Origin of the sequence: Bartonella sp. B1099, assembly GCF_944801835.1 — a bacterium.
Classification (GTDB): Bacteria; Pseudomonadota; Alphaproteobacteria; order Rhizobiales; family Rhizobiaceae; genus Bartonella.
This window is the reverse complement of sequence record NZ_CALYLN010000001.1, coordinates 534909-561814: the sequence shown is the minus strand read 5'-3', so window position 1 is coordinate 561814 and position 26906 is coordinate 534909. Positions and strand designations below refer to the sequence as shown.

The following is a 26906-nucleotide window of genomic DNA, read 5'->3' as shown; positions in this document are numbered from 1 at the left end:
ACAAATATGGCGGGTACAAGATCATCTTTGGGCGCTAAAGCAGGTAACGCCCCTTATCACACTGTAGATCATAAATTTGATGTTGTTGTTGTTGGGGCAGGTGGTGCAGGATTACGTGCAACACTGGGTATGGCAGAACAAGGATTAAAGACAGCTTGTATCACGAAGGTTTTTCCAACTCGCTCACATACCGTTGCAGCACAAGGGGGAATTGCCGCATCGCTTTCAAATATGGGACCTGACAATTGGCAGTGGCATTTATATGACACCGTGAAAGGCTCTGATTGGTTGGGTGATACCGATGCAATGGAATATTTGGTGCGTAATGCCCCTGCTGCTGTGTATGAATTAGAACATTATGGCGTTCCTTTTTCCCGAACGCAAGAAGGAAAAATTTATCAACGTCCCTTTGGTGGACATACAACACAATTTGGTGAAGGTCCACCTGTTCAACGGACTTGTGCTGCAGCAGATCGTACAGGCCATGCCATTTTGCATACGCTTTATGGACAAAGCTTAAAGCATAATGCGCAATTTTTTATTGAATATTTTGCACTCGATCTTATCATGACCGATGGGGTTTGTACGGGGGTTGTGGCGTGGAATCTCGATGATGGTACAATACACCGTTTTTCTGCTAAGATGGTTGTTCTTGCAACCGGTGGTTATGGACGTGCTTATTTTTCCGCGACATCAGCGCATACCTGTACGGGTGATGGGGGTGGAATGATCACACGGGCTGGATTACCCCTTCAAGATATGGAATTTGTGCAATTCCATCCCACAGGGATTTATGGTTCTGGCTGTCTCATTACAGAAGGCGCTCGTGGTGAGGGGGGGTATTTAATCAATTCTGAAGGTGAACGCTTTATGGAGCGCTATGCGCCTTCCTTTAAGGATTTGGCTTCACGCGATTTGGTTTCACGTTGTATCACGCTTGAAATTCGTGAAGGGCGTGGCGTTGGACCTAAGAAGGATCATATTCATTTGGTTCTCAATCATATTGATCCTGCAATCTTACACGAGCGTTTACCAGGGATTTCTGAATCCGCTCGAATCTTTGCAGGGGTGGATGTCACAAAAGAACCGATCCCCATCTTGCCAACGGTTCATTATAATATGGGCGGGATTCCTACCAACTACTACGGCGAAGTTCTCAATCCAACAGCTGATTCGCCTGATCGTATTCAGCCAGGACTGATGGCAGTGGGTGAAGCGGGATGTGCTTCTGTTCATGGTGCTAACCGCTTGGGATCAAATTCATTGATTGATCTTGTGGTGTTTGGGCGTGCTGCTGCCATTCGTGCGGGGGAAGTTATTGACCGAAATGCAGAAATTCCGCCTTTGAATGAAGAAGCTGTTGACGAAATTATGGCGCGTTTTGATCGTTTACGTTTTGCACAAGGAGCGATACCAACAGCTCTATTGCGTGAAAAAATGCAACGCACCATGCAAGAAGATGCAGCAGTCTTCCGGACAGAAGATTCTTTGCAACAGGGATGCCAACGGATGAATAAAATCTGGGAGGAATTGTCTGACCTTAAAGTCACAGATCGTTCCATGATATGGAATTCTGATTTGGTTGAAACCTTAGAGCTTCAAAATCTCATGGCAAATGCAATCATGACTGTTCATTCTGCGGCAGCACGTTTAGAAAGCCGTGGCGCTCACGCCCGTGAAGATTATCCAGAGCGTGATGATAAAAATTGGCGAAAACATACGCTTTCACATTTATCAAAAGAAGGTAAGGTGACATTATCATATCGACCTGTCCATGTGGACCCATTAACATCTGAAGCTGATGGTGGAATCGATTTAAAGCGCATTGCACCTAAAAAACGGGTTTATTAAGGGGAGAATGAAATATGGTACAAATTAAGCTTCCCAAAAATTCTCAAGTAAAACCAGGAAAGGTTTGGCCTAAACCTGAAGGTGCGACAAAACTGACAGAATTTCACGTGTATCGTTGGTCTCCTGATGATGAGAAAAATCCCCATCTGGATACCTATTATGTGGATCGTTCTGCTTGTGGTCCTATGATTCTGGATGGGCTTTTGTTTATTAAAAATCATATTGACCCGACTTTGACACTTCGTCGATCTTGCCGTGAAGGCATCTGTGGTTCTTGTGCGATGAATATTGATGGAACCAATACATTGGCTTGTACCAAAGGTATGGATGATGTAAAGCACCCCATTAAGGTCTATCCTTTGCCCTCCATGCCAGTCGTGAAAGATTTGGTTCCTGATTTAAAGCGCTTTTATGCTCAACACCGAGTCATTGAACCTTGGTTGCAGACTGTTTCGCCGGAGCCCGCAAAAGAGTGGTTACAAAGTCATTCCGACCGCCAAAAAATTGATGGTCTTTATGAATGTATTTTGTGCGCCTGTTGTCAAACATCATGTCCAAGTTATTGGTGGAATGGTGATCGTTATTTGGGTCCTGCTGTTTTGCTCCAAGCTTATCGCTGGATTGCAGATTCACGTGATGAGATGTGTGGTGAACGTCTGGATAATTTAGAAGATCCTTTCCGCCTTTATCGCTGTCATACGATTATGAATTGTGCACAAACTTGTCCAAAGGGATTAAATCCAGCAAAAGCAATTGCTGAAATTAAAAAACTCATGGTTGAACGCCGCCTTTAAAAAATGACGACTTCATGAAAGTAAAGGTTAAGGCTAGAAATAGCATGTATCTTTGGAGATTTAATCTATAAAAGCGCATGAACCTCTTATGATGAGGTCGTTAACTATGTTGTTCTAAAAGTGAAGTAATCTTTAAAAATGAAGTTTTTTCTGTAAAAGCAATCCTTGCTAACTGTATGGGCTTAAGAAAGCTCATAGTGGAGTTTTATCTGTGCAAATGGACCGATTCATAAACAGTAAAGTGGAACACGGAAAATTGTGTTTTTGTTTTCATTAAATTCGTATCAAAATTCTCATTTTAATGCATGATTTGATTGATCGTTTTTTATAAAAGAAGGCTACCTTATATCAATAGGGCACAAAAAACAAAGAATAATACAAACATTATAACGCATGTAAATCATTCAAATGAAATAAAAAGGAATGACGATAGTTCGTAATTTTACGATACGTTTATTATAATATCGAAAATACTGCTGATATGCAGTGATTGGGCGCTTTGATATCATCATCACATATATTTAAAGGTCATATTTTGTTTTAGGTATTCGATTGTTAAGTACATTAAAAAAAACAAAATTTATAGTTCTCAAAATTGGAGAGCATAAGATCACTCTCCATTATTCTGATAGATTATATAATTAAGGGGACAGGAATTTAAAACTGTTATAACGTCAAATGATTTGAATTTATTAGAGAGCCCAAAAGGCTTTTGAGGAAATATCAAATTTATATAAGTTTAATCCTTATTTTTCAGTATAAAATATATTTCTTAATATAAAAAAGAGCTCTACAAGTATTAATGATATGATCCGTTATTCTTTGTGTATTTATTTGGTTGTGCTGTAAAATACCGTCATTTGCGATGTGGTGCTTAAAGTGGTTAAAAGTTCACCCTGCTAGGCAAAGAGACAGAGAGTTAAAGATCACGTTTGGGTTGAGAAGTTTAATCCTTTGGGGTGGGTATAGCGCCACGTGATATGGTTAGCAAAGCTTTCTTTAGAGAAATTTGATTGTTTAAAAGTTGGTATAGGATAAGAATCTTTCTTCTTCCGAGGAAGATCGATATGTCACTATACTTTTTATTCCCGAATGAAATGTGATTTATAGATGCTCAATCAGAATGATACTATACTTATATTGGGTTCTCTGTATCTGGAGATTGTTTGATTAAAAAAATATTTATTGATCGCTTAAAATAAGCTTTTGTTTTGATGATGATAATTATTGGTGATGATCGGTATTTGTTTCATGAAGTTCTTATTGATAGGCGAATCAAAATTTACTTTTTCTCTTTTGCATCAAGTATACATTTTTAAAAGATAAATCGAGAGAATGAACAAAGATAAAAGAATAAAACTTCATATGCGATTTTGTTTTCTTTTGAAGTTTTTATCTGTTCGCTTTTTTCTTTTTTTGTTCATGAAGAGTGTAGAAAATACATTTGAGAAGCAAAGAGAAGAAGAATATTCAATAAAAAGCCGTAACAATTGGTTACGGCTTTTTTTATTTGTGTGCTCTTATCGAGAGTGTAATCCTTATTTAAGCGATTTTTGATTTAGCAAAAATCGGGTCGTAAAAGATTTCAGAAAGCTTTCTATCTTTAAAGAACAACACGACATCAACTGTTGTGTAAAGAACAATCTTGATCATTTCTATCTCGAGTTGGCGGCCAATTTCTGATCTTTTAATCAAGGTGGCACAGCGCTCAAATGTCTGCAAAGCGCTGTTGGCATGCGTCGTTGTAATCGATCCAGGATGACCTGTGTTGAGTGAATTGAGATATTCCCATGCCTCATTGCCTCGTAATTCAGCAAGAAAAATTCTGTCAGGCGATTGACGCATACAGGCATCTAAGCATTCTTCAGCTGAAACACGACCTACATTGTTGCCATAAATCATATTTACATGATTAGGATGATTGGGTAGAAAAAGTTCATGAACATCTTCAATCGTGATAATACGCTCTTCTACAGGGACTTTTTCAATGAGCGAGCGGGCAAATGTTGTTTTCCCCGATCCTGTCTTGCCGGCAATGATAATGTTGCGTTTGTGAAGGACGCATTCTTCCAAAAATTCAAGAATTTTTCCTTCACGTTTACGTTGTAAGAGCTGAACTTCAAATGGTTCCAACCGCGTGAAGTCATGCTTCGATAACAAGTTATTGGCTTCTTTTGCTGAAGGCTTGTTAAAACTTACATCAGAAAAATTATCAAAAGCCCCTTCTTCTTTGAGTTCTTCTAACGTCTTAACGATAAGGGAATGTTTACGAATCACAAAGGAAAGAGAACCATCAACGACAGCTGGCGTTTGGATAATTGTACCACGTTGTCCACCAGGCAAGAGCACATAATTAATGCTTCTGGGAGCCATTCCGTTATAAACGATAATCGCTGTAATAAGCGTTTGCAAAAAAGCTGTTGTTAACTCAGGTACGCTATGGACCTGCCACCCGTTGAAGCTTTTTGTCCATACTTCACAGGGGCGGCAGATCGATAATTCAGTGATCTTCGGATCTTCTAAGAAACGATCAAGCGGTTGCAAAAGCTGAGAAACAGCTTGATCTTTTTGTATTGGATTAACGTGTGACGAGACTGTAGACATCGCTGAAATCCAGATCACGAGCAACAAAAATATTCACTCGTTCGCCTTGGTGTTTGTAAAGAGTTGGTGTGATATTGATGGAATTTTGAAGAACATCGGCTACTATCGATTCAGCATTCTGAGCACCTTGAGGTTGTGATTTTTCTTTATCTTCTTTGCTACTTTTATTGATTTTACCTCTCACCCATTCTCCTAAATCACTGATGATACTCACCATAATTGCACCACTAAATCGCTCCCAAAAGTGTCTATCAACCCAGCCACCAATACCCGCTTCACCAAGAGGACCTGTACCGGGTGAGTCAAGATTGACAATAACTCCAGAAGGGGTTTCAATGCGTAACCATTGTACAAACACACGTGTTTGTCCTTGCTGTAAGCCACTTTGGTAAAAACCAACGACTTTAGAACCACGGTCAAGCAAAACAACACGACCACTTGTAGAATAAATATCCCGTGTTAAATGACATGTCGTCATTCCTGGTTGTGACGTGATGATTTTTGTTTCCAATGTACAATCTATTTGCGTTCCTTGTGTAATCAAAAGATCACGGTTACGAAGTTGCACCGCATGTGATTGACCTAAACGTACAGGTTGGAGATTTAATGCACCACTGTCATCATTCGATGTGTTAGTTTCTGTAGATCCTTCGCTCCCACCATTGTTAAGACTAGAACTAAGCATACGTTTACGCGCTAATTCTTCAGAATCTTGGAGCATATGTGGGGGAACGGTTGTTTGAAGAAGTTTAGCTAAGGCTGGTGAAATATCTAGACTTGAATCTTCAATTTGTGTTGGTTTTTCTTCTTCTACAGGTTTTGGCTCTTCTATAACCCGAGGGATATAGCTCGGTATAATTTGCTGTACCGTTTGTTGTGGTTTCTCTTCCTCTACTTCCACGGTACTACCCATTTTTAAAGCTTTCCAAGTTAGAGCAATTGGTACCGCTATTATGACAATAAGTCCTACGATTAACAATGCACGGGTCCCTGGAATTGTTGGACGGCGATCTGAACCTAGTTCGGAGCTCCCATAGGCATCTTCAATATGTTTTTGCTCTATATTGTCCAGTTTTCTACCTTTTTCATCTCCTTCCTTATTGTCAAACATTATTTTCCTCCTTTATTGATACGATAAACCACCGAGGATACTGTTCCTGTTGTGTTTGGTATACCATGGGGGTCATAGGCTTCATTAAAAACAGCGAGAGCGCGTTTACCAAGTCGTATGAGCCATTTAGGATTAACTTTATGAACGGCGATAATATCATTAGAACTACCGATAATGGTGCGCGGTATTAAGCTTTCATTCCCTTCGGCATCTACGACATAAATCGATGGCATATCCATGTTAGCAGGAAACTTGAAGTAAGTAATACGCCCATTGTCCCAAGCATTGATGGGAGCAATATCTTGATGACCGCTCATGGTGTAACTGAGATTATAGCCCTTCACGCTTTGGTGAAAACCACGTTCAATCGCAAGGCGTCGGTTGTTTTCTTCTGACTTTTCATCGGTTGAATCGGGATAATGGAAAGCCAATTCATAGGTTGATCCCGCACGGTCATTTCGAAATTGTAGGCGGAATTTGTAACTCCGTTTGTCAGTTACAACGATGAGATTGGTATTGGCAAGTTCTGCTTTTGGTTTAATAAAAATATGCCGCCCTTTATGCGCAAAGGCATAGGCTTCTGAATCACCAAAGGCATGAGTGATATACTGTTCACCTTCTTCAAGAATAATATGTGTTGCTACTCCAAGAACTGTTTCAATTTGAACCACATCGGCTTCGTTATACGTTATATAGCGAATGCGGTGATCATATTGTGAATTTGATGGACTTTTGAGTGCCTGAACAGGTACCGTATAAAGAGAAGAAAACGAAGATAATAGAACAACGAATGCAAGTTTTTTCATAACAATCAATTCCTTAATCATTCAACAGTATTTCTGGATCAGAACGGTAACTTGTTACTTGAAAACCAAGGGGGTTAAGCAATCGGATAGATGATTTCATAGGTGCACCGACATAGGTATAACCAATTGTTGCAATCTGGTGCTGTTTTGGTCCAGTAGCAGCACCGCTGCTGTCAAGTTGTTGAGTCGTAAAACGTACAGTTGCTTGACCAAGACCATTAGGCTGGATTGAACGTACTTTAACTGTGATACGTGCTTTGTTGGAAAGTACTTTATCTCGTGCATTTTCCCCATCATAGATTTTATAATATTCTTGCTGAACAGAAGCCGCACTTAAAAGTGCTGTTGTGTCATAGTTCAGTTGAATGGTATCGTAGTCATAAGTTTCGCGGTTAAGTACATATTGGTTGAGCCAATATCTATCTACAACTTCACCATAGCTTTCTTCGTGCTCGCGCATAATTGAGATAACATCAACAGCACCTGTTGTGTTATCAACGCGTAACACTAAAGGTGTAGGCGCTGGTTGGGAAAATCCAATGACACCACATATCATACCGAATAAGCCCAAAAGACCAACAGCACTTGCTACACGCCACGCCGTTCTGCGCGACTTTACAAATTCGCTTATCAGATCCCGTTCTAGACCACGGCTTTCTTCGTAATAACTGCTAAGTTGTTCGGCTTTCACTGGTTTTGCTTGTTTTGTTTTCATCTGTCTCCTCGCTTAATTTCGGCAGGGATTGTTTTATTAATAGGCACACGGTTCCTATCATTGGGTTGTTTGAGCTTTGGTGCTAAAGCACAAGCCGATAGAAGGTTTGCAATCAAAATCATCAGAATGATATTTTTCATTTTAATATTACTCTTTTTTACTGTTAGTTGCATCCTAACATTTATTATCATTATTTCCATTTTGAATGTAAAGTAAAGTGCATAGTGTATAATTATTTTACTTTTCTTAATTTCATTTTTTATATTGATGAAAATAGCTCAATTTCAGTGCAAATATTTTTACTGTAAGATCGGATATGTTGGTTATTTTGTCCTATGGATATTCAGAGTGTCTGTTAGGGGAATCATTGCTTTTGGTTATCCTCTAGTTTTTATGTTTCCATAGATGTCCAAATGTCATGCCTTTTGCGAGAGAATTGGCAATGCTTGATAGTTTGAGTAACAGCATGATGGATATAATGGAGAGGATGAGAGCTCCCCCAAACGTGAAGCTTATATTTTGTTGGTAATCGAGTTTCATATCACCTAAATAGTTTGCAAGGATATTCATCATCACATTAAAGACAGTGGCTAAGAGTATAAAGAGAATTATGTAATTCACGACTTGGATTATCCATTGCTGGAAAAGGCGATGGGTTGGTTGCCAGAGCAAAGCAGTGATGAAGATAGGGCCAAGTCCCACGAGAAGTGTAATAGCGATTTTTGTCAGTATAACGAGGCCCCCGCCGATTGCTACGACGAAACTTGTTGCCAGCAAGATGAGGATGCCTAAGAAAGCGTAAAGCAGTCCATTGGCTTCGAAGAAGATGGTTTCTTGGAAAAGATGACTTGCATATTGAAATCCTTTTGTTGCTACTTTATCAAGCAAGTCCATTAATTTTGTGTTATCGAGTGGGTTTGTTATGAGCGCTTTTGATAAATCATAGGGCATTTGAGTTATCAAATTTGTAATTTCTGGTTGATAAAGTCCTGTGGTTAGAGCGATTGAAGTAATAATACTTATTCGCAGGAAACGATTTACGAACCCAGAGAGAGGCATATCGATAGCGCCACGAATGATAAGCCATCCATAGATGAGGAAAGAGATGGTAAGACCGATTGTTACAAAGGGTGTGATTGTCACAATTGCTTTTGAGGGAATATCCGTGACATATGTTTTTGTTATCTGATCAATTATATTGAAAAGTTGCGTGAACACGGTGAAGTTCATGGCATTCCTCTTTAACGAATAGTCAAGTTTTAATCATTTCAAAACACATATACATGCTAAAGACTTTATGTGCGTGAAAAGAGAAAACAAATGTTATAAAGAATTTTATCGGATAAATCTTATGGAAATTTTATGGTGGGCATTTTTGTGTTTTTACTGTCAAAAGTTTTCATATCAAATTCGCGCTTTTGCGTTTTTGTAAGCGCATACTCAGCATCACGTAATTGCGTAGCTATTTGCAGTTTTATAGATTCATTTTCGATCATAGCTAATATACCGTCCACATTTGCTTGAAAATTGGCAATCTCTTGCAAATTTTTTGCTTTCTCAAATGTGTCTAACAAAGATAAGATATACTTAAAGCGTCTGTCTGATGCTTGCAAAGCATGTAGATTTATAGCTCTATCCGTAACTGACGCATATCGTAAACGCCCAAGAAGATTAGAAATAAACGGATTTTGTTTCTCAGCAGCTTCTTTCTCTTCCTTTAGAATCTGTTGATATAAGGCATCTGAATTCTTATTTTTTTTGTAGAACAAATCTGAATTCTTTAAAAAAAGCTTGTCATATATTTCCCTCTTAGCTTTAATGCTCGGATCCGTAATTATAGTTTCATCAGTTATAGCTTTATAAGTGCCCTCTATTGCCGAAAGCTGTTTTTCTTTCAATTCAAGCTGTTCTTTTAATAGCTTAATAATCTCCAGATATTCTTCTGGTGGAGCAGGAGGTGTCTGTACAGTAGAAGACTGTGAAATTAAGGTTGAGTTGCCGGATTGGGGAGTTACTGCTGCATCTGCATTTGCTGGAGCTAGATTCAGCATTTCCAAAAGGGTAATCATTGCTGTTATAATAAACCGCCTTTTCATGTGTCTCCTCGCTTAATTTCGGCAGGGATTGTTTTATTAATAGGCACACGGTTCCTATCATTGGGTTGTTTGAGCTTTGGTGCTAATGCACAAGCCGATAGAAGGTTTGCAATCAAAATCATCAGAATGATATTTTTCATTTTAATATTACTCTTTTTTACTGTTAGTTGCATCCTAACATTTATTATCATTATTTCCATTTTGAATGTAAAGTAAAGTGCATAGTGTATAATTATTTTACTTTTCTTAATTTCATTTTTTATATTGATGAAAATAGCTCAATTTCAGTGCAAATATTTTTACTGTAAGATCGGATATGTTGGTTATTTTGTCCTATGGATATTCAGAGTGTCTGTTAGGGGAATCATTGCTTTTGGTTATCCTCTAGTTTTTATGTTTCCATAGATGTCCAAATGTCATGCCTTTTGCGAGAGAATTGGCAATGCTTGATAGTTTGAGTAACAGCATGATGGATATAATGGAGAGGATGAGAGCTCCCCCAAACGTGAAGCTTATATTTTGTTGGTAATCGAGTTTCATATCACCTAAATAGTTTGCAAGGATATTCATCATCACATTAAAGACAGTGGCTAAGAGTATAAAGAGAATTATGTAATTCACGACTTGGATTATCCATTGCTGGAAAAGGCGATGGGTTGGTTGCCAGAGCAAAGCAGTGATGAAGATAGGGCCAAGTCCCACGAGAAGTGTAATAGCGATTTTTGTCAGTATAACGAGGCCCCCGCCGATTGCTACGACGAAACTTGTTGCCAGCAAGATGAGGATGCCTAAGAAAGCGTAAAGCAGTCCATTGGCTTCGAAGAAGATGGTTTCTTGGAAAAGATGACTTGCATATTGAAATCCTTTTGTTGCTACTTTATCAAGCAAGTCCATTAATTTTGTGTTATCGAGTGGGTTTGTTATGAGCGCTTTTGATAAATCATAGGGCATTTGAGTTATCAAATTTGTAATTTCTGGTTGATAAAGTCCTGTGGTTAGAGCGATTGAAGTAATAATACTTATTCGCAGGAAACGATTTACGAACCCAGAGAGAGGCATATCGATAGCGCCACGAATGATAAGCCATCCATAGATGAGGAAAGAGATGGTAAGACCGATTGTTACAAAGGGTGTGATTGTCACAATTGCTTTTGAGGGAATATCCGTGACATATGTTTTTGTTATCTGATCAATTATATTGAAAAGTTGCGTGAACACGGTGAAGTTCATGGCATTCCTCTTTAACGAATAGTCAAGTTTTAATCATTTCAAAACACATATACATGCTAAAGACTTTATGTGCGTGAAAAGAGAAAACAAATGTTATAAAGAATTTTATCGGATAAATCTTATGGAAATTTTATGGTGGGCATTTGCCAGAGCCGGAGGCTAGCTATTAGATATATTCTGGCTTTTTGCATTTTGATAAGATTTTCTTCATTATTGAAGAAATTTCTGATCATTTGCATCTTTACAGATTCATTTTGAATCATAGCTAACATATACTTTAGCTCTGCTTGCAATTTAGTAGCTTCTTTTAAACTCTGCATTTTGCCTGTAGTATCTAATAAATTAGCGATTCTTTCAAAACGCTTATCTACGTCCTGAAGAGCTTGTAAACTTAAAGCTCTAGCGATAACTCCTTTATATCTGATACGTGTATTGATTTTTGTACGCATCTCATCTATTGGTTTAATATCTCTTAATTCCTCTTCGTCATAAGCTCTAACAGTATAGTGATAGAATGATGGCAAAGTATGCCTATTAATTGTAAAGGTGGCGGTCTGGTACGCATTTTGTACTTTTGGGTAGATTGACGCCAGATTGTTAAGAAAATATTGATTCTCATTTGGCAATGCTTTCTTAATTCCATTACCGGTTATAGAATCATGTATCTTTAATGTTTCGCTGGATTTCTTTTTGCTCAGTTCAATCTGTTTTTTTAATAACTCAATAATTTCCAGATTTTTTTTTGATGGCGGCTGTGACTGTAATTGCGGGATAGAATCCTGTTGCTTTATATCTGCATCTGCATTTGCTGGAGCTAGATTCAGCATTTCCAAAAGGGTAATCATTGCTGTTATAATAAACCGCCTTTTCATCTGTCTCCTCGCTTAATTTCGGCAGGGATTGTTTTATTAATAGGCACACGGTTCCTATCATTGGGTTGTTTGAGCTTTGGTGCTAAAGCACAAGCCGATAGAAGGTTTGCAATCAAAATCATCAGAATGATATTTTTCATTTTAATATTACTCTTTTTTACTGTTAGTTGCATCCTAACATTTATTATCATTATTTCCATTTTGAATGTAAAGTAAAGTGCATAGTGTATAATTATTTTACTTTTCTTAATTTCATTTTTTATATTGATGAAAATAGCTCAATTTCAGTGCAAATATTTTTACTGTAAGATCGGATATGTTGGTTATTTTGTCCTATGGATATTCAGAGTGTCTGTTAGGGGAATCATTGCTTTTGGTTATCCTCTAGTTTTTATGTTTCCATAGATGTCCAAATGTCATGCCTTTTGCGAGAGAATTGGCAATGCTTGATAGTTTGAGTAACAGCATGATGGATATAATGGAGAGGATGAGAGCTCCCCCAAACGTGAAGCTTATATTTTGTTGGTAATCGAGTTTCATATCACCTAAATAGTTTGCAAGGATATTCATCATCACATTAAAGACAGTGGCTAAGAGTATAAAGAGAATTATGTAATTCACGACTTGGATTATCCATTGCTGGAAAAGGCGATGGGTTGGTTGCCAGAGCAAAGCAGTGATGAAGATAGGGCCAAGTCCCACGAGAAGTGTAATAGCGATTTTTGTCAGTATAACGAGGCCCCCGCCGATTGCTACGACGAAACTTGTTGCCAGCAAGATGAGGATGCCTAAGAAAGCGTAAAGCAGTCCATTGGCTTCGAAGAAGATGGTTTCTTGGAAAAGATGACTTGCATATTGAAATCCTTTTGTTGCTACTTTATCAAGCAAGTCCATTAATTTTGTGTTATCGAGTGGGTTTGTTATGAGCGCTTTTGATAAATCATAGGGCATTTGAGTTATCAAATTTGTAATTTCTGGTTGATAAAGTCCTGTGGTTAGAGCGATTGAAGTAATAATACTTATTCGCAGGAAACGATTTACGAACCCAGAGAGAGGCATATCGATAGCGCCACGAATGATAAGCCATCCATAGATGAGGAAAGAGATGGTAAGACCGATTGTTACAAAGGGTGTGATTGTCACAATTGCTTTTGAGGGAATATCCGTGACATATGTTTTTGTTATCTGATCAATTATATTGAAAAGTTGCGTGAACACGGTGAAGTTCATGGCATTCCTCTTTAACGAATAGTCAAGTTTTATATGTTTTTTTAGGCATTCTTCGTTGAATTTTTTAGGGTGGGTCAAACTTGACAGAGCTTCTCAGTCTATGAGAGAAAACTGAGTATTATGCATTAACTTTTTCTTTTTACGAGCATACAGGAAAAATAATATAGAAAATACTATTATAAAAAGCTTTATCTAATAAATTTTATAGTAGGCATTTTTGTGTTTTTACTATTCAAAATTTTTATGTTATGTTTATCTTTCTGCTGTTTGATAAGTGTATGTTCAGCGTTACGTAAATGTGCGACCATTTGTAGTTTTGCTGTTTCATTCTGTAGCATAGCGAGCATTCCAATTATATGTGCTTGTAACTCTGCAATGCTTTTTAGATCTTTTGTTGTTTTGATTTTTTTTAATAGTTCTTCAATGTGCTGAAAACGGTTGTTCGCTTCTTGAAAAGTCCTTAAACTTACAGCTTTATCCGTGATGGCTGCATATTGCATGCGCTCATTGATAAAACTGCTAGATTCATGGATAGAAATAGGAATTTCTTCTTCTTTTAAAATATTTTTAAGGGATGTCGATAGAGCAGAAGGTTCATTTCTTTTGTAAAGCGTCTCTGGATTTTTGAGAAAAAAACTGCTGTGATCTGTTTGTATATTTTTAAGCTTTTGGGTGTTGGGTTTTTGGCTTCCCATTATAGATTCGTGTATCTTTTTTACGACCTCGAGGAATTCTCTAGGATCTACTTTTGGTTGTGAAGGTTTTTTAGGGGCTGGTTTACTTGAAAATGATCCCCAAAAGTTGGGCCATTCTGTTGGAACTGTTGCTGATAAATCTGCTACTCCAGCTCCAAACAAAGGAAAAGCTATTGCCGGGTTTGAGACTCCTAAGGTTATTGCTATTGCTATTGAAATGACCTGTTTCTTCATGTTTCCCTCCTGTCATTTTTTGCGTGCTGTAAAAAAATCGGTAACCATATTGCCGGATCATCACCCACTTCAGCGATAATTCTTTCGACTAACTCCGCGTTATCAGGTGTACCTGATAACACCAAGAGCTCGTCACTAAAGTCATGTTCGATAGTTTTTCCATTGCTTGTTACATGGAATTTACCAAGATTCAGTTCTGCAAGCGCAGATTGATCACCCTGTTTAATGAGGAATTGACGACTAAACTCACCAAGTCCTTTAACGAGTTCAAATTCAGTATCTGTCAATTTAAAGCCTTTTGTATAATCTTCATAATTTGCTTTGGGGTTAGCCAGAAAAATATAAGTCGCACATTGTTGAATGAGTGTTTTGGCAATATTACTTTCCAAAGCATCGCTAGGCTCTTGTGTTGCGTAAACAAAAATACCATTTTGTTTACGGATAGTCTTTTGTTTATTTTTTGCTAAATCTTCAAAGTACGGATCTTGCAAAGGCTTCCAGAATTCATCAAAGATATACATAAACCGCTGTCCGCTAATCATACCCTCTGTACGGTAAAGCAGATACATCATCACTGGAGTACGCGTTTCCAAATTATCTAAGAATTCGGTGATATCAAAGCCGTAAATTTGATGGGTTGAAAGATCAAGAGCATCATGGGGATTATCAAATAACCAACCATAATCACCACCTTCACACCATTTGAGTAAACGAGCGTGAACAGATGGAGGCGCATTATAATCACTTAAACGCGGATTTGGTAAGAATTGCACCAGAAAAGACAAACGACGCAGCGATAGGTCAATGTTACTGCTCATAACAGACATAACAGCTTTATTAATTTCTTCCTCGTCGTGATGTGTGACTTCACCACCTGCTTCTGCTAATTTTTTAACAAATTGTTTCAGAAAAATCAGATTGTCTTGTGTGGCGGGAAGTTGGAAAGGATTAAAACCACTTGATCTTCCTGGCTTGAATGTTAAATATCTTCCCCCCATAGCTCGAATGGCAATTTCCATGCCACGGTCTTTATCAAAAACGACAGTTGTTGGTTTAAATTTTTGCGCTTGTGCTAACAAAAAGCCGAGCAACACAGTTTTACCAGATCCAGATTGTCCGATAAGTGCGGTATTACCGAGTAACCGCTTATCGGTTGAATCTTCTTCAAGTTTGGAGGCATGAAAATTGAAATAAAGTGGTGTTTTACTGGTTGTTTTAAGAATCGTGACCGCTGGTCCCCATGGATTTCCAGTGGGTTTTCCTGACATAAAATTATGAAAAGATGAAAATGATAAAAAGTTTAGTGATGTAATTGGGGCAGGGCGGGGCCTCCATTTCCAATTACCAGGAAGTTGTGCCCAATAGCCAGCTTCTATCGCCAAATCCACGGGTTTGGGTAATAGCGCAACATCTAATAATGCTGCACTTGCTTTGGCCATATGGTCGCGAATTTGTTGAATTGTATCACCATATATGGTCAATGTACAATGATGTTCCCCCATGACAAAATGCCCACTGATAAGCTGGTTTAAGGCTTCGTCAATCTGAGCAATTTGACTTGTTGCCACATCACGTGCATCAATAAGATTACGTTGATGCCGCTGCAAATAATCTTTAGCAGCATGCCGAGAAAGCACTGAAAAACTCTGCGCCAATATGAACTCAAAGTCACTTTCTAACAAAGAATTCAGTTGTCCTGGTTTAGTTGTTGCATCGTATTCTTTAATTTCCAACATTCCAAATCGACGTGTTCCACTGGTTGTGCGGAGCTCACCAAGAGCACCCCATTTTGAGAAAAATGGTCGATTGATAGACATGTAGTCAGCAAAACGATCATGGCAAATTGGCATAGGACGATATTCACCATTGACAAGCATTCCAAGAAATTCAAGTGCAGAAGAATAAACATGTCCATTTTTTTCATAAGCACCAAGCAGTTCTGCACCATAACGCCTTAAAGATTGACCTAAAGTACGATTGACGTCATTGAGTTCTTTGATACATGAGTCTTGTCGCATCTTTTTTTGATCAAGCGTTTCGCGCTCATGTTTAGAAAAGAACGACATAATTTTATCCGCTATCGGTTGGAAAACGACAGTCAGATATAGATCATTGACCATCAAATTATAACCAGCAAAACTTTGCCGATATTTTTCATCAAGCTGATAGCAAAACATTTGATCAAATGTTGAATCAGGATATTCATAAACACGACGGCGCACGATATGCGTCCAAAATGATAAATTAGCTGATGCAATACCCCGTAGAGTATTATTAAGCTCTTTTGTCCATTGAAAAATATCTTCTTCTGAAGCGCTTTGATGCGAACGTCCGTCAATTTTCCAAATTGACAAATATTCTGAATTCTTCGTAGAGATAATCGTATCTGTAATATGATGGGAATAGGGGAGGAACAGGCTTACAGGTGTCTCTGATGCGAGACGTTTGCTGCTTTCAACAGCTGTCATGTTTATCTCCTTTTACTATAATCAGAGGGACTATAACTTGATGCGCCCCAAAAACCTTTGTTGCGATTACGAAATTTTGTGTCAATCCATAACCACCAGATACGAAATGCTTTATCATCATTTTTAGTAATTTGCACCATAATGAACCATAGTAGTGGTGCTATAATCCACAAAAAGATACTTACCGTCATAGCAATGACAGCAACTCCCATAAGCATAACGATAAATGGCATCATAGGAACCCCCCATATCGTTGGAACACGTGTTGCTCCTTTGAATAGAGGAAATTCTTTTTGTTCTTGTGATTTCATGGGATGCTCTTGTCATTGGAGATGAAATAATATGTGGCTAATATAGAAGGCTGCACCAGCAATAATGACGCTGAATGCCCATCGCATAAATGTGGCTCTTGCGATGAGACGAAATATATAAATAAGCAAAAGAAATAAAAGGATAAAGGCAGCAGCGATAGGAATAAGTATACTTAATCCATATTGCATACCTATGAAAACATCTAAGCTTTTTGCTTCCGTTTGAGCATATGCAGATTGAGACATTAAGAAAATCATTGAAATGATAAAAATGGAACTAATCTTATTGCATATTTTTACCCGAATTGTATTTAATTGTTTCATATATTTTATCCCCTTTTAATTAAAGTTGCTATATAATATTCCTTTTTTCAATATGGCTACATTATTACTAGTACACACCTATAATTTACAAAAGTTAAAAACACTATGTATTATACTAGCTTACGGCTGACTTACAAATAATAACTTAGCAAGTTGGGCTGCTGAACCCGCGATAACAACGCCTACAGACCAACGTACAAATGTATCCTTTCCGATGTAGCGTCCTGCATAACCAATTGCTAAACACAAAAGTATAACAGCAGCAGCAATAGGAATAATTATATCTAAGTCTTTTTGGAGTTTATCTAAAGCATCTTCTGCATGTCCTAAATATTTCGCTTTAGCATATACAGGATTGTTCATAGAAAGAACAATCAAAGCTGCAGAAAATGCAGTAATTTTATTATTTTTTGATTGTAAATTAATTAATCTTCGCATATCTCTCTCACTAAGATACTAAATAATATTTCATATATTTTTAATATAAATGAAACATTATTGGCTTGTTTACAATTAATGGATAAATTTTACTTCTATAAGATATATTTATTATACTGCCATAGTGAATTTCAAGCAGCTACGCCCCTTTGAATAAAAGATTAGCAAGTTGGATGGCTGAGCCAGCGATAACAACGCCTACTGACCAACGTACGAATGTATCCTTTCCGATGTAGCGTCCTGCATAACCAATTGCTAAGCACAAAAGTATAACAGCAGCAGCAATAGGAATAATCAGCTTTAAGTCATCTCTAAGCTTCTCTAAAGCACCTTCTGCATGTTTTAAATATTGTGCTGCTTGAGCATACCCAGGATGCGTCATAAAAAACACAATTAAAACTGCAGAAAATGTAGCAATTTTATTATTATTTTTTGACTGTAAGTTAATTAATTTTCGCATATTCTTCTCACTAAAATTTTTAATAATATTTCATATATTTTTAATATAAATGAAAATATCATTGTCTTATTCACAATTAATGGATAACTTTTACTTATCCATAAGGCATTTTTATTATATTGCCATAGTGAATTTCAAGCAGCTGTACCGCTGAATAAAAGATTAGCAAATTGCGCAGCTGATCCTGCAATAACAACGCCTACAGACCAACGTACAAATGTATCCTTTCCGATGTAGCGTCCTGCATAACCAATTGCTAAGCACAAAAGTATAACAGCAGCAGCAATAGGAATAATCAGCTTTAAGTCATCTCTAAGCTTCTCTAAAGCACCTTCTGCATGTGATAAATATGTAGCTTTAGCATATACAGGATGCGTCATAAAAAACACAGTTAAAGCTGCAGAAAATGCAGAAATTTTATTACGAGCTGTTGGGCGAAGAATATTTAATTGTTTCATGTTCTTTATCCTGATTAAGATTAAAACTCCCACAAATGACCCCTCTTTCATGAAGAAACTTAAAGAGATATTTGGGATTAGCCCAAGTTCTTAATTTTCCTCTTTGTGTAAGTAATGTATATTTATCGGGTTTTCCGGTGATTGGATCATCGGCAACAAACGTAAAATACCATTCTCTCTCTGAACGCATCACAACTGTAATTTCACGTGCCGCTCTCTGATTAAATGCTATATCAACGCTGTTTTGTTCTATCATTTTCATTTTCTTGCCCTCAATTAGAAGAGATTTTGTCCAATCTTACTAATTAGAGCTTTAATATTTTCTTATCTAGCTTTCATTATACCATCCTATCAAAATTCTAGTTTTCATTCATGAAAATACCAACCGTCACTCTAGCTGATTTATCGATGAAGAAGAATCTTCCGCGGCAAAAGCATCACGATTGCTACTTTCTTTACGCATAAACACATCTCCTAATTCCTCTGAAGAAAGAGGAAGAGAATCTACTTTAGTTGTCTGTCCTGGTTCTTCTTTTTTAAGCCTTACAGGCTCTCGCAAATCTTTATCTCTTTGCATAGCAGTTTTTACTCCGATATATGAAGCAACTGTCTGTGTATCAGCACCACTGTTTAAGTTTTCTGTATTGTAAAAACTCAACGTAGACTGCAATGTCGCTTTTTCAAAGATACACTTTGATGTTGTTTGTTCATAGCAGTAAGTTAAAGTGCTTTGTATTGCTGCAAGATTCCTATTTCTGCAAGAGTCAAGTACCTCAAAAAGAAAAAACCATTTCATATTTTGAACATCGATTTGCTCAAAAATTGCGTCAAAATTATGTTTATTTTGTTTAAATTGTTCAGTTGTTGCAATTTCTTCTCTAAGCGGAGATGATGGACAGAATAATTTATCATTATTACCTGTTATATAAAAATTATCCCGTCTTTCTTGTTCGAAGAGAGTTGAAAATGCTATGAGGGGGGGATTGGATATGGATGGCGTAGTAAATATTGTGAAATCTGGAACAATCATTAGAAATACACCTTATTATGAAGAATTTTATTGATATAAATGCCAATATTGCTTGGTGTTTTTTGTCGTTGTCTTTTTATTTTACAAATTTGAAAAACGGAATCGTTTAGCTTAAAATGTCCCTGGTGGTTATGACTTCTTTCTTTTCTGAGAAGATTTCTAGTATACGTGAATATCCAAGAAAAAAGATCAATGTGTGGTATAAAGCAGAGCAGACTACGCCAACCAACATTATTGGGATGAATGAAAAAAATACCATTTTTAAGCAATAATGATCTTTGGGACTCTCTTGATGTTACTTGTTTTATATAATTTTCTCGTTGTAAAAAAAGATTTGAAGGACATTTATACAAAGTGAAAATTCGTTGTACTTGAGGGGATTTCTTATTGTCATAATAAACGATACCATCATTATAGGGAGAGGGCTTGTTCTTTGTTGCATATTGCCATAGTTTATAGAATGGTGATTTATATTTACTTTTGACGACTGATTCATGAGAGTCAGCGAAGTGTGATGGCATTTGTGCACTGCTCTTTCCAATTTCAGCAACTGAACTGAAAAAGGATGTAGTGGTGGAAGCTGAGACACAAATAAACAGTTCTTTGTGGTACAAAACACATCTCCGTCAAAGTGATATATGTATCGTAATTTTAATTTTGACAATAAATAGACAGGAATTGTCTATAATTGTGTTTAAAATATGGCAATGGCAATTCTTTTTTTGCAAGGGGAGTAATTAAGGTGAATGATCTCAAAAATATGAATTTTGATGAATTACAAGAGATGCGTACACAAATTGATGTGGAATTAAAAAAACGGCAAGCAAAGGAAAAACAAAATGCACGACGAAAAATTCTTGAAATTGCTAGTACCCATGGAATTGATATCGCTGATCTTGTGAGCAAAGAGCGCCATTATAGGAATCCCAATAACCAATGGGAATTATGGAATGGGCGTGGACGGAGACCTAAGTGGATTAAAGAGTGGTTGGAGAATGGGTATACACTTGATGAACTCGAAGTAACATAAAACATGTATAATATTTATAAAGAAAGGGAATATCAAGAGATATGAATGCAAAAAGTAGCCTCTTCTTGCTTATTTGATTGTATAAAAATACTGAATGGATGTATTGACCTATTGAGGTATTAAATAAAATGTTAGAAAGTATGGACAAATGTATCTCAATGTAGAAGGTATTGTTGTCATAAGTTGCCATCATCATTAAGTTTGCCAGCTTAAGATGTTATGATTGCTTTTGGCATTTGAGAAAGGGGAGATTTTTACTTATTTTTTATCGTTTTATTTAACGTTGCTCTTTTTAGTCTAGGCAAATAAATGGTTTCATTGATTCTTCACAAAAAGAGTTGAAATTAGAAGAATTTATTGTGTCAGGAGTATGCCAATACTGTTGTTATATTTTCTAGCCGCAATGTTGTGATTTAGTATTGGGGAGAGGATAGGAGGGGCTTGGATTCTTTTTTTAATCATTTTTTATCCATATGCTCATCTCATTTGTGATGTGTAAAGGGTGATTTTGATTGCTTCAACAAGAGAGAGGTTGAAAATAAGGGGATTTTACGATCTTCAGCTCTCTCATTCAACATGAGAACCATGAAGTGTTTCTTATAAGTCAAAGTTTGTCTGATCAAGAAAGTCTTGTTTATTTTGTTATGCCGTGAAAGAGTGTCATGGGAAGAGTGATAAGATTGCTTTCATGAGATGTTTTTTCAATGTGTGGTGAATATTCTTAAAATATGGCTTGCTTGTTTTTCTCTCTCTATGGCTAAGCGGAATACGAGAAGGGCACATCAAGGGAAACTTGCGTGACAAGAATCTGGGCTGTTTACAGACCGGATTGAATGGAAGTTTTTGCTTTTTGTGAGGGAGAAAAGAAGCCAAAGGTTGTAAAAAGTATGAAGAGTATGAATTTTTGCTTAAAGCGGGAAGCCGTTTAGAAGACGGGGTGCATTGGGGGTAAGGCCAGCAGCTTCTTGAATGAAATATTTTTTTATTTTGGGCGCTTGATTGATGATTCCAAGACCGGTATCGCGAAGCATCCGTAAGAGAAGGTTATCGTTCGAAAAGAGTTTATTAAGCCAATCATTGCTTAAAGCCATACGGACAATTTCAAAACGTCTCCAGCTTTGATAGCGTTCTAAAGCTGTGAGGGAGCCAATATCAAGACCTAATCGCGCTGTTTCAATAATCACTTCAGCAAGGGCAGCGCTATCGCGTAATCCTAGATTGAGTCCTTGTCCTGCAATGGGGTGGATGGTATGGGCTGCATCGCCAACGAGGACAAAACGGGGCTTAATACATTGACGTGTTAGAGAAAGGTTTAGCGGAAAAGCTTGACGTTCACCATTCCAAGAGAGTTTTCCTAATCGATGACCAATACGTCTTTCGAGTTCTGTTTCAAAAATAAGGGCATCAGCTTTGAGATAATATTGCGCAGTTTTATGGTCTTCATTCCATACAATGGCGGATCGGTTGCCTTTGAGAGGGAGAAGAGCAAAAGGGCCGGCGGGTAAAAAATGTTGAATTGCTTGACCATTATGGGGTTTTTCATGTTCAACTGTGCAGATGATTGCTGTTTGTTTATAGGGGTGAGAAAAGTTTTTAAGACCTGCTTTTTGGCGTAATGTAGAGTGGGCACCATTGGCTGCAATAAGCAATTTTGTTTGCCAAACCTCTTCATTATCTAAAGTGACAGTTGTGTGTTGGTTGTCTTGATGAAAATCAATGACACGTGTGTTTGTGAGAACAGGGATATTGAGATCTTTGACACGTTTTTTTAAAGTATTGATCAGTTCTCTATGCTCTACCATCGTTGCAAAGGGTTCACCGGGGGTAATGTCGCCTTCAAAGGTTAAAAGAGGGGGTTTAACAGGATCATTTGTGCTTGTATCTGTGATGATCATTGAGTGAATAGGTTGCGCAGAGGGGATGATAGAGTCCCAACATTGCAATTGTTTTAACATACGAACAGAAGCAGCAGCAAGGGCAATGGTTCGTATGTTAGAAGCAGGAATATCTTCTTGTGGAGCAGCATCAACGATTTTTATTTTCAGATTAGGGGCTGTTTGCTTGAGCGCTATTGCCAGTGTTGAACCGACAACCGCCCCCCCTGCAATGAGAAGATCACATTGTTTGATTTTATGAGATTTTATTTTCTTATGGGGTTTTATATCTTTATGGTGATTAGAATACACAATGTTTCTTCCATTATTTACGAGACTTCTTCCATTGTTTAAAGCTTGCTTGCTGTTAAAAAGAATATTGTTCTTTCAAATTATCTACAGTATTTTAATTTTTACTTTCCTCCCTACTTCACAAAGAAGAGGCTTCTCTTTGGACGCAATGCCTTTTTGGTGTCAATCTGATGACAGATGAGTGTTTTAGAGCGCTTTTGTTTTACTTGTGTGACTCACTTTACAGATTTATCGGATCAGCCTTTTTTGAATGTCCTCTTCAATTCTTTTTACACTTGGTTGATAGAAAAGAAAACTAAAATTAGACAAAGATGAGAATGTATTTTTTTAATTTGTATGAATGTTCTTTAAGAGGCGTGTTCTGAAAGGGTACATTGAGGATGATAGATAAGGAAAATACTGTTCATTTGTGATGGTTAAAACGGTATTAATATTTTTCTGTTACCATGGTGATGTGGTTTAATCTTCTGTTGAGGAGGGTGGGTGATAGGGCTTTTCGTAAACTTGATAACCCATGTAAAACTTTACAGGTGAGGTGTTTTTTTGTTGTTCGTGTGATAATATTTTAGGATAGGGCTGTTTTTATGCTTTATGAAGGTTTCGTTCTTCAGATGGTGGTTTATGAACGACATGAAGTAGGAAAAAGGCAGAACGCACGAGATTAAGAAGTTGGATTATTGACAGATGATTGTTTACAGATCGGCGCTGAGGTAAGCTTTGTCCTTTTTTAAGAGAAGAGGGAAGTTATAACGCTTTGAATATGAAAGTTTTGTATTTGGAATTGATGGATGCACCGAAGTTCTTCACCTTATGATTCATTAGAGTCCCGAGATTCTCAAGGTTTTCGACTTGTTGAGATGTTTTTACGGCAGATTGGCGTATTTATTGGGCTTGGGCTTTTGGGCTTTATTATTTTTTGTGTATTTGCTTTGGCAACGTGGAATGTTGCTGATCCCTCTTTAACCCATGCAAGTACAAATGAGGTTACAAACCTTATGGGGTGGATGGGGGCAATTTTTGCAGATTTTATGATGCAGTTTTTTGGCTTGGCAAGTCTTGCTGTTTTGTTGCCGCCATTATTTTGGTCTTTTCTCTTGTTGGCACAAAAGAATATCTACAATTTGACTTTGCGCTTTTTTTTGTGGGTGCTATCAACAATTTGTTTTTTAATGGCTTTTGCTCTTATGACGCCTGTTGCTTCTTTTACCTATTGGCCTTTGCCTATGGGATGGGGAGGGGTTTTCGGAGATAAAGCTTTAAATGTTGCTTCTTCAATTTTTCCTCTTTTTCTTTCTCCACTTTACAGGATGTTCTTCAGTGTTGTTTTTATTCTTTTAGGTTTTTTCATTGCTGCTTTTGCTGGCAATGTGATATGGCGGCGTCGAACAAAGAAAAGAAAAGAAAAAAGCATTCCAAAAAATGAAATCGTTGATCCGGTCTTTGAGATGGAAGAAGATGTGGAATATGCCGCAGAAAATGATTGTGAGAAGCATGGTTTTTTTGCTACAACTTTTGGCGCTCTTTTGCATCTTTTTTATTTTTTACAAGCGCGGTTTTTTCGTTTTTTCTGTTTCAAAAGGCATTCTCAGAGTAAGCGGCAAGGCAAGTCATTTGATCGGATTGAACCAACTTTTTTGGGTGAAAAAGAAAAGCGTGAGGAGAATCAAAATAAAGTCCATGTTTCTTCTTCTGTTAAAAGTCGAAAGTCTTTAACAGTGTCTTCAAAGGATGGTTTTGTTCTTCCACTTTTAGATTACCTATCGGTTCCACCACCCTCTGTCAGGGATGCAAAACTTTCTCCTGCTGCGTTAAGAGCAAATTCTCAAGAACTTGAGGGGGTTTTGTTAGATTTTGGGGTCAAAGGAAAAATTATAGATGCTTGTCCTGGACCTGTGGTCACTTTGTATGAATTTGAACCGGCTGCTGGCATTAAGTCTTCTCGTATCATTAGTTTAGCAGATGATATTGCGCGCTCGATGCGCGCGATTTCTGCCCGTGTTGCTGTGGTTCCTGGGCGCAATGTGATTGGAATAGAATTACCCAATGCAAAGCGGGAGATGGTTTATTTAAGGGAGATTGTGCAAGCGCAGGAATTTGTTGAAAGTAAAGCCAAATTAGGGCTTGCTTTGGGAAAGACTATCGGCGGGGAAGCTGTGATTGCGGATTTAGCAAAAATGCCGCATCTTTTGGTTGCTGGGACAACAGGATCGGGGAAGTCTGTTGCTATCAATACAATGATTTTATCATTGCTTTATCGTATGACGCCTGAACAATGTCGTCTCATTATGGTGGATCCGAAAATGCTTGAACTTTCGGTTTATGATGGTATTCCTCATCTGTTAACACCGGTGGTGACAGATCCTAAAAAAGCTGTGACTGCGCTTAAATGGGCTGTTCGTGAAATGGAAGAACGCTACAGTAAAATGTCAAAACTTGGCGTTCGCAATATCGATGGGTTTAATGCACGTCTCAAGGAGTCAGAAGGTCAAGGAGAGACAATGGTGCGGACCATTCAAGTGGGCTTTGATCATGAGACGGGTGAACCTCTTTATGAGACGGAAACTCTTGATTTTAGTCCTATGCCCTATATTGTTGTCATTATCGATGAAATGGCTGATTTGATGATGGTCGCGGGGAAAGATATTGAAGGTGCGGTTCAACGCTTAGCACAAATGGCTCGAGCCGCCGGTATCCATGTGATTATGGCGACACAGCGTCCTTCCGTCGATGTTATTACGGGGACGATCAAAGCCAATTTTCCTACACGCATTTCCTTTTCCGTGAGTTCAAAAATCGATAGCCGAACAATTTTAGGCGAACAAGGGGCCGAGCAATTATTGGGACAAGGAGATATGCTCTTTATGATGGGAGGAGGACGTATTCAGCGTGTACATGGACCTTTTGTTGCGGATGATGAAGTGGAGCAAGTTGTGGCGCATCTCAAAGCGCAAGCACGACCTGATTATTTGGAAACAATTACCCAAGAAGTTGAAGAAGATGGTGCTGATGTTTCTTCGGCTTCTCCTTCAGCAGATGATCCCTATAGTCAAGCTGTTGCTATTGTTCTTCGTGATCGTAAGGCTTCAACCTCTTATATTCAACGCCGTTTAGGGATTGGTTATAACCGTGCTGCAACATTGATTGAAAGGATGGAAGAAGAAGGTATCATTAGTCCAGCAAATCATGCAGGCAAACGAGAAATTTTAGTCCCTGCTGAAGAAGAACGCTTTTGAAAAATCTTTATCATCATTTTTTAAATGACTTATAAAAACAAATCGTTGCCTTATTGTACCGTAGAAAGCCTGCGGCGTCATACACGAGCTCTCAATTTGCGATAGGTCCATAGCATTTGAGACTTTTCATAAGAGCTATCCCTTATTTTATATCATTTTACTTACATGTTAGTTTTTCTTGTAACGTGTAAGTAAATAATTTGAATTGATTTAATATATAGAGAGTATTTTATAATCTTCGGCGTTATGATTTTAGTTAAAAAAATGATAATTTACCATTATAAATCAATATGTTGATGTAAAATAGGATTATGTGAGGTGTGGTGGTATAAAGGCATGAAAGGATTGATATTTAAGTGTTTTTGTTGTTCTTGTCGTTCAATCTCACGGCAAAACCAGTTGCGCCACGTGATTTGTCTGTCTGTTTTTAGAAAAGGGCTGGTCTGTCGAGCTTTTGTTTAAGTGAATTATATGCGGTGGGAAGTTAAGTAGAACTTGCTAAAATTCAAATTATTTACACAGCGGATTGGCTGAGAATTTTTATTCTTTTGGGTGCATGGTAAGTCAAAAAAGCATTTTTTCCATTGAGTCATTTAAAAAGTTTTCAGGTTCGCAAGAAATATGTTTAGAACTTAATGCCATCCACGTATTGACTATGATTCATGCAGCTTTACGGATTGGGGGTGGAGAAGAGCTTATGCGTTTAGCCAATCAGCAGAAAAGTTAAGAA

General features: G+C 37.6%; 27 protein-coding genes. 5 read left to right on the top strand and 22 right to left on the bottom strand.

Annotation, left to right across the window (positions count from 1 at the left end):
• Window positions 1-6: 6 nt before the first annotated feature.
• On the top strand, window positions 7-1851 hold the full coding sequence (gene sdhA, locus NNJ73_RS02505) for a succinate dehydrogenase flavoprotein subunit (RefSeq protein ID WP_005774221.1): 1845 nt from the start codon (window positions 7-9) through the stop codon (window positions 1849-1851).
• A gap of 14 nt (window positions 1852-1865) precedes the next feature.
• Entirely contained in the window at window positions 1866-2645 is a 780-nt protein-coding gene (locus NNJ73_RS02500) for a succinate dehydrogenase iron-sulfur subunit (RefSeq protein ID WP_254492569.1), read from the top strand.
• A gap of 1542 nt (window positions 2646-4187) precedes the next feature.
• On the opposite strand, the gene virB11 is transcribed toward NNJ73_RS02500, so the two are convergent.
• The 21 genes from virB11 to NNJ73_RS02395 all read right to left on the bottom strand — a co-directional run bounded on the left by virB11 (window position 4188) and on the right by NNJ73_RS02395 (window position 19727).
• Window positions 4188-5249 (bottom strand): P-type DNA transfer ATPase VirB11, encoded by a 1062-nt coding sequence (gene virB11 / locus NNJ73_RS02495; RefSeq protein WP_254492568.1) that lies wholly within the window; start codon window positions 5247-5249, stop codon window positions 4188-4190.
• Window positions 5224-6360, bottom strand: a complete 1137-nt coding sequence (gene virB10, locus NNJ73_RS02490; protein WP_254492567.1) for a type IV secretion system protein VirB10 — start codon at window positions 6358-6360, stop codon at window positions 5224-5226. Before virB10 ends, virB11 begins: the two co-directional genes overlap by 26 nt.
• Complete coding sequence (gene virB9 / locus NNJ73_RS02485; protein ID WP_254492566.1) at window positions 6360-7166, bottom strand: P-type conjugative transfer protein VirB9; 807 nt, start codon at window positions 7164-7166, stop codon at window positions 6360-6362. The genes virB10 and virB9 overlap by 1 nt, the downstream gene beginning before the upstream one ends.
• Window positions 7167-7179: 13 nt before the next feature.
• Window positions 7180-7881: a virB8 family protein gene (locus NNJ73_RS02480; RefSeq protein ID WP_254492565.1), complete on the bottom strand. Its 702-nt coding sequence runs from the start codon at window positions 7879-7881 to the stop codon at window positions 7180-7182.
• Complete coding sequence (locus NNJ73_RS02475) at window positions 7878-8021, bottom strand: TrwH protein (RefSeq protein ID WP_254475109.1); 144 nt, start codon at window positions 8019-8021, stop codon at window positions 7878-7880. Before NNJ73_RS02475 ends, NNJ73_RS02480 begins: the two co-directional genes overlap by 4 nt.
• A gap of 244 nt (window positions 8022-8265) precedes the next feature.
• Window positions 8266-9111: a type IV secretion system protein gene (locus NNJ73_RS02470; protein WP_254492561.1), complete on the bottom strand. Its 846-nt coding sequence runs from the start codon at window positions 9109-9111 to the stop codon at window positions 8266-8268.
• A 119-nt stretch (window positions 9112-9230) separates the two neighbouring features.
• Window positions 9231-9977 carry a type IV secretion system protein gene (locus NNJ73_RS02465; RefSeq protein WP_254492564.1) on the bottom strand — a complete coding sequence of 249 codons (747 nt, stop codon included), beginning with the start codon at window positions 9975-9977 and terminating at the stop codon, window positions 9231-9233.
• Entirely contained in the window at window positions 9974-10117 is a 144-nt protein-coding gene (locus tag NNJ73_RS02460) for a TrwH protein (protein ID WP_254492563.1), read from the bottom strand. Before NNJ73_RS02460 ends, NNJ73_RS02465 begins: the two co-directional genes overlap by 4 nt.
• Window positions 10118-10361: 244 nt before the next feature.
• The gene (locus tag NNJ73_RS02455) at window positions 10362-11207 is read right to left on the bottom strand and encodes a type IV secretion system protein (protein WP_254492561.1); all 846 of its coding nucleotides are present in this window, start codon (window positions 11205-11207) and stop codon (window positions 10362-10364) included.
• Window positions 11208-11326: 119 nt separating this feature from the next.
• Window positions 11327-12079, bottom strand: coding sequence for a type IV secretion system protein (locus NNJ73_RS02450; protein ID WP_254492562.1), 753 nt, complete (start codon window positions 12077-12079; stop codon window positions 11327-11329).
• Window positions 12076-12219 (bottom strand): TrwH protein, encoded by a 144-nt coding sequence (locus tag NNJ73_RS02445; RefSeq protein WP_254475109.1) that lies wholly within the window; start codon window positions 12217-12219, stop codon window positions 12076-12078. Before NNJ73_RS02445 ends, NNJ73_RS02450 begins: the two co-directional genes overlap by 4 nt.
• Before the next feature lie 244 nt (window positions 12220-12463).
• Complete coding sequence (locus NNJ73_RS02440; protein ID WP_254492561.1) at window positions 12464-13309, bottom strand: type IV secretion system protein; 846 nt, start codon at window positions 13307-13309, stop codon at window positions 12464-12466.
• A gap of 188 nt (window positions 13310-13497) precedes the next feature.
• On the bottom strand, window positions 13498-14238 hold the full coding sequence (locus NNJ73_RS02435) for a type IV secretion system protein (protein WP_254492560.1): 741 nt from the start codon (window positions 14236-14238) through the stop codon (window positions 13498-13500).
• Complete coding sequence (locus NNJ73_RS02430; RefSeq protein WP_254492559.1) at window positions 14235-16706, bottom strand: VirB4 family type IV secretion/conjugal transfer ATPase; 2472 nt, start codon at window positions 16704-16706, stop codon at window positions 14235-14237. Before NNJ73_RS02430 ends, NNJ73_RS02435 begins: the two co-directional genes overlap by 4 nt.
• Window positions 16707-16708: 2 nt before the next feature.
• Window positions 16709-17017 carry a type IV secretion system protein VirB3 gene (locus NNJ73_RS02425; RefSeq protein WP_005774510.1) on the bottom strand — a complete coding sequence of 103 codons (309 nt, stop codon included), beginning with the start codon at window positions 17015-17017 and terminating at the stop codon, window positions 16709-16711.
• 12 nt (window positions 17018-17029) lie between these two features.
• Entirely contained in the window at window positions 17030-17341 is a 312-nt protein-coding gene (locus tag NNJ73_RS02420) for a conjugal transfer protein (RefSeq protein ID WP_254492558.1), read from the bottom strand.
• 120 nt (window positions 17342-17461) lie between these two features.
• On the bottom strand, window positions 17462-17779 hold the full coding sequence (gene trwL / locus NNJ73_RS02415) for a VirB2 family type IV secretion system major pilin TrwL (protein WP_254492557.1): 318 nt from the start codon (window positions 17777-17779) through the stop codon (window positions 17462-17464).
• Between the two features lie 139 nt (window positions 17780-17918).
• Window positions 17919-18239 (bottom strand): VirB2 family type IV secretion system major pilin TrwL, encoded by a 321-nt coding sequence (gene trwL, locus NNJ73_RS02410; RefSeq protein WP_254492556.1) that lies wholly within the window; start codon window positions 18237-18239, stop codon window positions 17919-17921.
• 134 nt (window positions 18240-18373) lie between these two features.
• Window positions 18374-18697: a VirB2 family type IV secretion system major pilin TrwL gene (trwL, locus tag NNJ73_RS02405; protein ID WP_254492555.1), complete on the bottom strand. Its 324-nt coding sequence runs from the start codon at window positions 18695-18697 to the stop codon at window positions 18374-18376.
• Entirely contained in the window at window positions 18660-18959 is a 300-nt protein-coding gene (gene korA / locus NNJ73_RS02400) for a KorA family transcriptional regulator (RefSeq protein WP_254492554.1), read from the bottom strand. The genes trwL (NNJ73_RS02405) and korA overlap by 38 nt, the downstream gene beginning before the upstream one ends.
• A 126-nt stretch (window positions 18960-19085) precedes the next feature.
• On the bottom strand, window positions 19086-19727 hold the full coding sequence (locus tag NNJ73_RS02395; protein WP_254492553.1) for a TrwN protein: 642 nt from the start codon (window positions 19725-19727) through the stop codon (window positions 19086-19088).
• Between the two features lie 742 nt (window positions 19728-20469).
• Between NNJ73_RS02395 and NNJ73_RS02390 the strand changes: the two genes are divergently transcribed.
• Complete coding sequence (locus tag NNJ73_RS02390; protein WP_005774518.1) at window positions 20470-20757, top strand: H-NS family nucleoid-associated regulatory protein; 288 nt, start codon at window positions 20470-20472, stop codon at window positions 20755-20757.
• 908 nt (window positions 20758-21665) lie between these two features.
• Here NNJ73_RS02390 and NNJ73_RS02385 read toward each other — a convergent pair.
• Window positions 21666-22943, bottom strand: a complete 1278-nt coding sequence (locus tag NNJ73_RS02385; RefSeq protein ID WP_254492552.1) for a ubiquinone biosynthesis hydroxylase — start codon at window positions 22941-22943, stop codon at window positions 21666-21668.
• A gap of 788 nt (window positions 22944-23731) precedes the next feature.
• On the opposite strand from NNJ73_RS02385, the gene NNJ73_RS02380 reads away from it, so the two are divergent.
• On the top strand, window positions 23732-26176 hold the full coding sequence (locus tag NNJ73_RS02380; RefSeq protein ID WP_254492551.1) for a DNA translocase FtsK 4TM domain-containing protein: 2445 nt from the start codon (window positions 23732-23734) through the stop codon (window positions 26174-26176).
• Between the two features lie 556 nt (window positions 26177-26732).
• Entirely contained in the window at window positions 26733-26903 is a 171-nt protein-coding gene (locus NNJ73_RS02375; protein WP_254492550.1) for a hypothetical protein, read from the top strand.
• Window positions 26904-26906: the final 3 nt, after the last annotated feature.

What these genes read in the sequence shown, in the direction of transcription:
- NNJ73_RS02375 (WP_254492550.1), top strand. Translation starts at nt 26,733, where the DNA reads ATGGTAAGTCAAAAAAGCATTTTTTCCATTGAGTCATTTAAAAAGTTT.
- NNJ73_RS02470 (WP_254492561.1), bottom strand. Translation starts at nt 9,111, where the DNA reads ATGAACTTCACCGTGTTCACGCAACTTTTCAATATAATTGATCAGATA.
- NNJ73_RS02465 (WP_254492564.1), bottom strand. Translation starts at nt 9,977, where the DNA reads ATGAAAAGGCGGTTTATTATAACAGCAATGATTACCCTTTTGGAAATG.
- virB9 (WP_254492566.1), bottom strand. Translation starts at nt 7,166, where the DNA reads ATGAAAAAACTTGCATTCGTTGTTCTATTATCTTCGTTTTCTTCTCTT.
- sdhA (WP_005774221.1), top strand. Translation starts at nt 7, where the DNA reads ATGGCGGGTACAAGATCATCTTTGGGCGCTAAAGCAGGTAACGCCCCT.
- NNJ73_RS02480 (WP_254492565.1), bottom strand. Translation starts at nt 7,881, where the DNA reads ATGAAAACAAAACAAGCAAAACCAGTGAAAGCCGAACAACTTAGCAGT.
- NNJ73_RS02420 (WP_254492558.1), bottom strand. Translation starts at nt 17,341, where the DNA reads ATGAAACAATTAAATACAATTCGGGTAAAAATATGCAATAAGATTAGT.
- NNJ73_RS02450 (WP_254492562.1), bottom strand. Translation starts at nt 12,079, where the DNA reads ATGAAAAGGCGGTTTATTATAACAGCAATGATTACCCTTTTGGAAATG.
- virB11 (WP_254492568.1), bottom strand. Translation starts at nt 5,249, where the DNA reads ATGTCTACAGTCTCGTCACACGTTAATCCAATACAAAAAGATCAAGCT.
- NNJ73_RS02500 (WP_254492569.1), top strand. Translation starts at nt 1,866, where the DNA reads ATGGTACAAATTAAGCTTCCCAAAAATTCTCAAGTAAAACCAGGAAAG.
- trwL (WP_254492557.1), bottom strand. Translation starts at nt 17,779, where the DNA reads ATGCGAAGATTAATTAATTTACAATCAAAAAATAATAAAATTACTGCA.
- NNJ73_RS02475 (WP_254475109.1), bottom strand. Translation starts at nt 8,021, where the DNA reads ATGAAAAATATCATTCTGATGATTTTGATTGCAAACCTTCTATCGGCT.
- korA (WP_254492554.1), bottom strand. Translation starts at nt 18,959, where the DNA reads ATGAAAATGATAGAACAAAACAGCGTTGATATAGCATTTAATCAGAGA.
- NNJ73_RS02455 (WP_254492561.1), bottom strand. Translation starts at nt 11,207, where the DNA reads ATGAACTTCACCGTGTTCACGCAACTTTTCAATATAATTGATCAGATA.
- NNJ73_RS02435 (WP_254492560.1), bottom strand. Translation starts at nt 14,238, where the DNA reads ATGAAGAAACAGGTCATTTCAATAGCAATAGCAATAACCTTAGGAGTC.
- virB10 (WP_254492567.1), bottom strand. Translation starts at nt 6,360, where the DNA reads ATGTTTGACAATAAGGAAGGAGATGAAAAAGGTAGAAAACTGGACAAT.
- trwL (WP_254492556.1), bottom strand. Translation starts at nt 18,239, where the DNA reads ATGCGAAAATTAATTAACTTACAGTCAAAAAATAATAATAAAATTGCT.
- NNJ73_RS02380 (WP_254492551.1), top strand. Translation starts at nt 23,732, where the DNA reads ATGCACCGAAGTTCTTCACCTTATGATTCATTAGAGTCCCGAGATTCT.
- trwL (WP_254492555.1), bottom strand. Translation starts at nt 18,697, where the DNA reads ATGAAACAATTAAATATTCTTCGCCCAACAGCTCGTAATAAAATTTCT.
- NNJ73_RS02445 (WP_254475109.1), bottom strand. Translation starts at nt 12,219, where the DNA reads ATGAAAAATATCATTCTGATGATTTTGATTGCAAACCTTCTATCGGCT.
- NNJ73_RS02425 (WP_005774510.1), bottom strand. Translation starts at nt 17,017, where the DNA reads ATGAAATCACAAGAACAAAAAGAATTTCCTCTATTCAAAGGAGCAACA.
- NNJ73_RS02395 (WP_254492553.1), bottom strand. Translation starts at nt 19,727, where the DNA reads ATGATTGTTCCAGATTTCACAATATTTACTACGCCATCCATATCCAAT.
- NNJ73_RS02460 (WP_254492563.1), bottom strand. Translation starts at nt 10,117, where the DNA reads ATGAAAAATATCATTCTGATGATTTTGATTGCAAACCTTCTATCGGCT.
- NNJ73_RS02430 (WP_254492559.1), bottom strand. Translation starts at nt 16,706, where the DNA reads ATGACAGCTGTTGAAAGCAGCAAACGTCTCGCATCAGAGACACCTGTA.
- NNJ73_RS02440 (WP_254492561.1), bottom strand. Translation starts at nt 13,309, where the DNA reads ATGAACTTCACCGTGTTCACGCAACTTTTCAATATAATTGATCAGATA.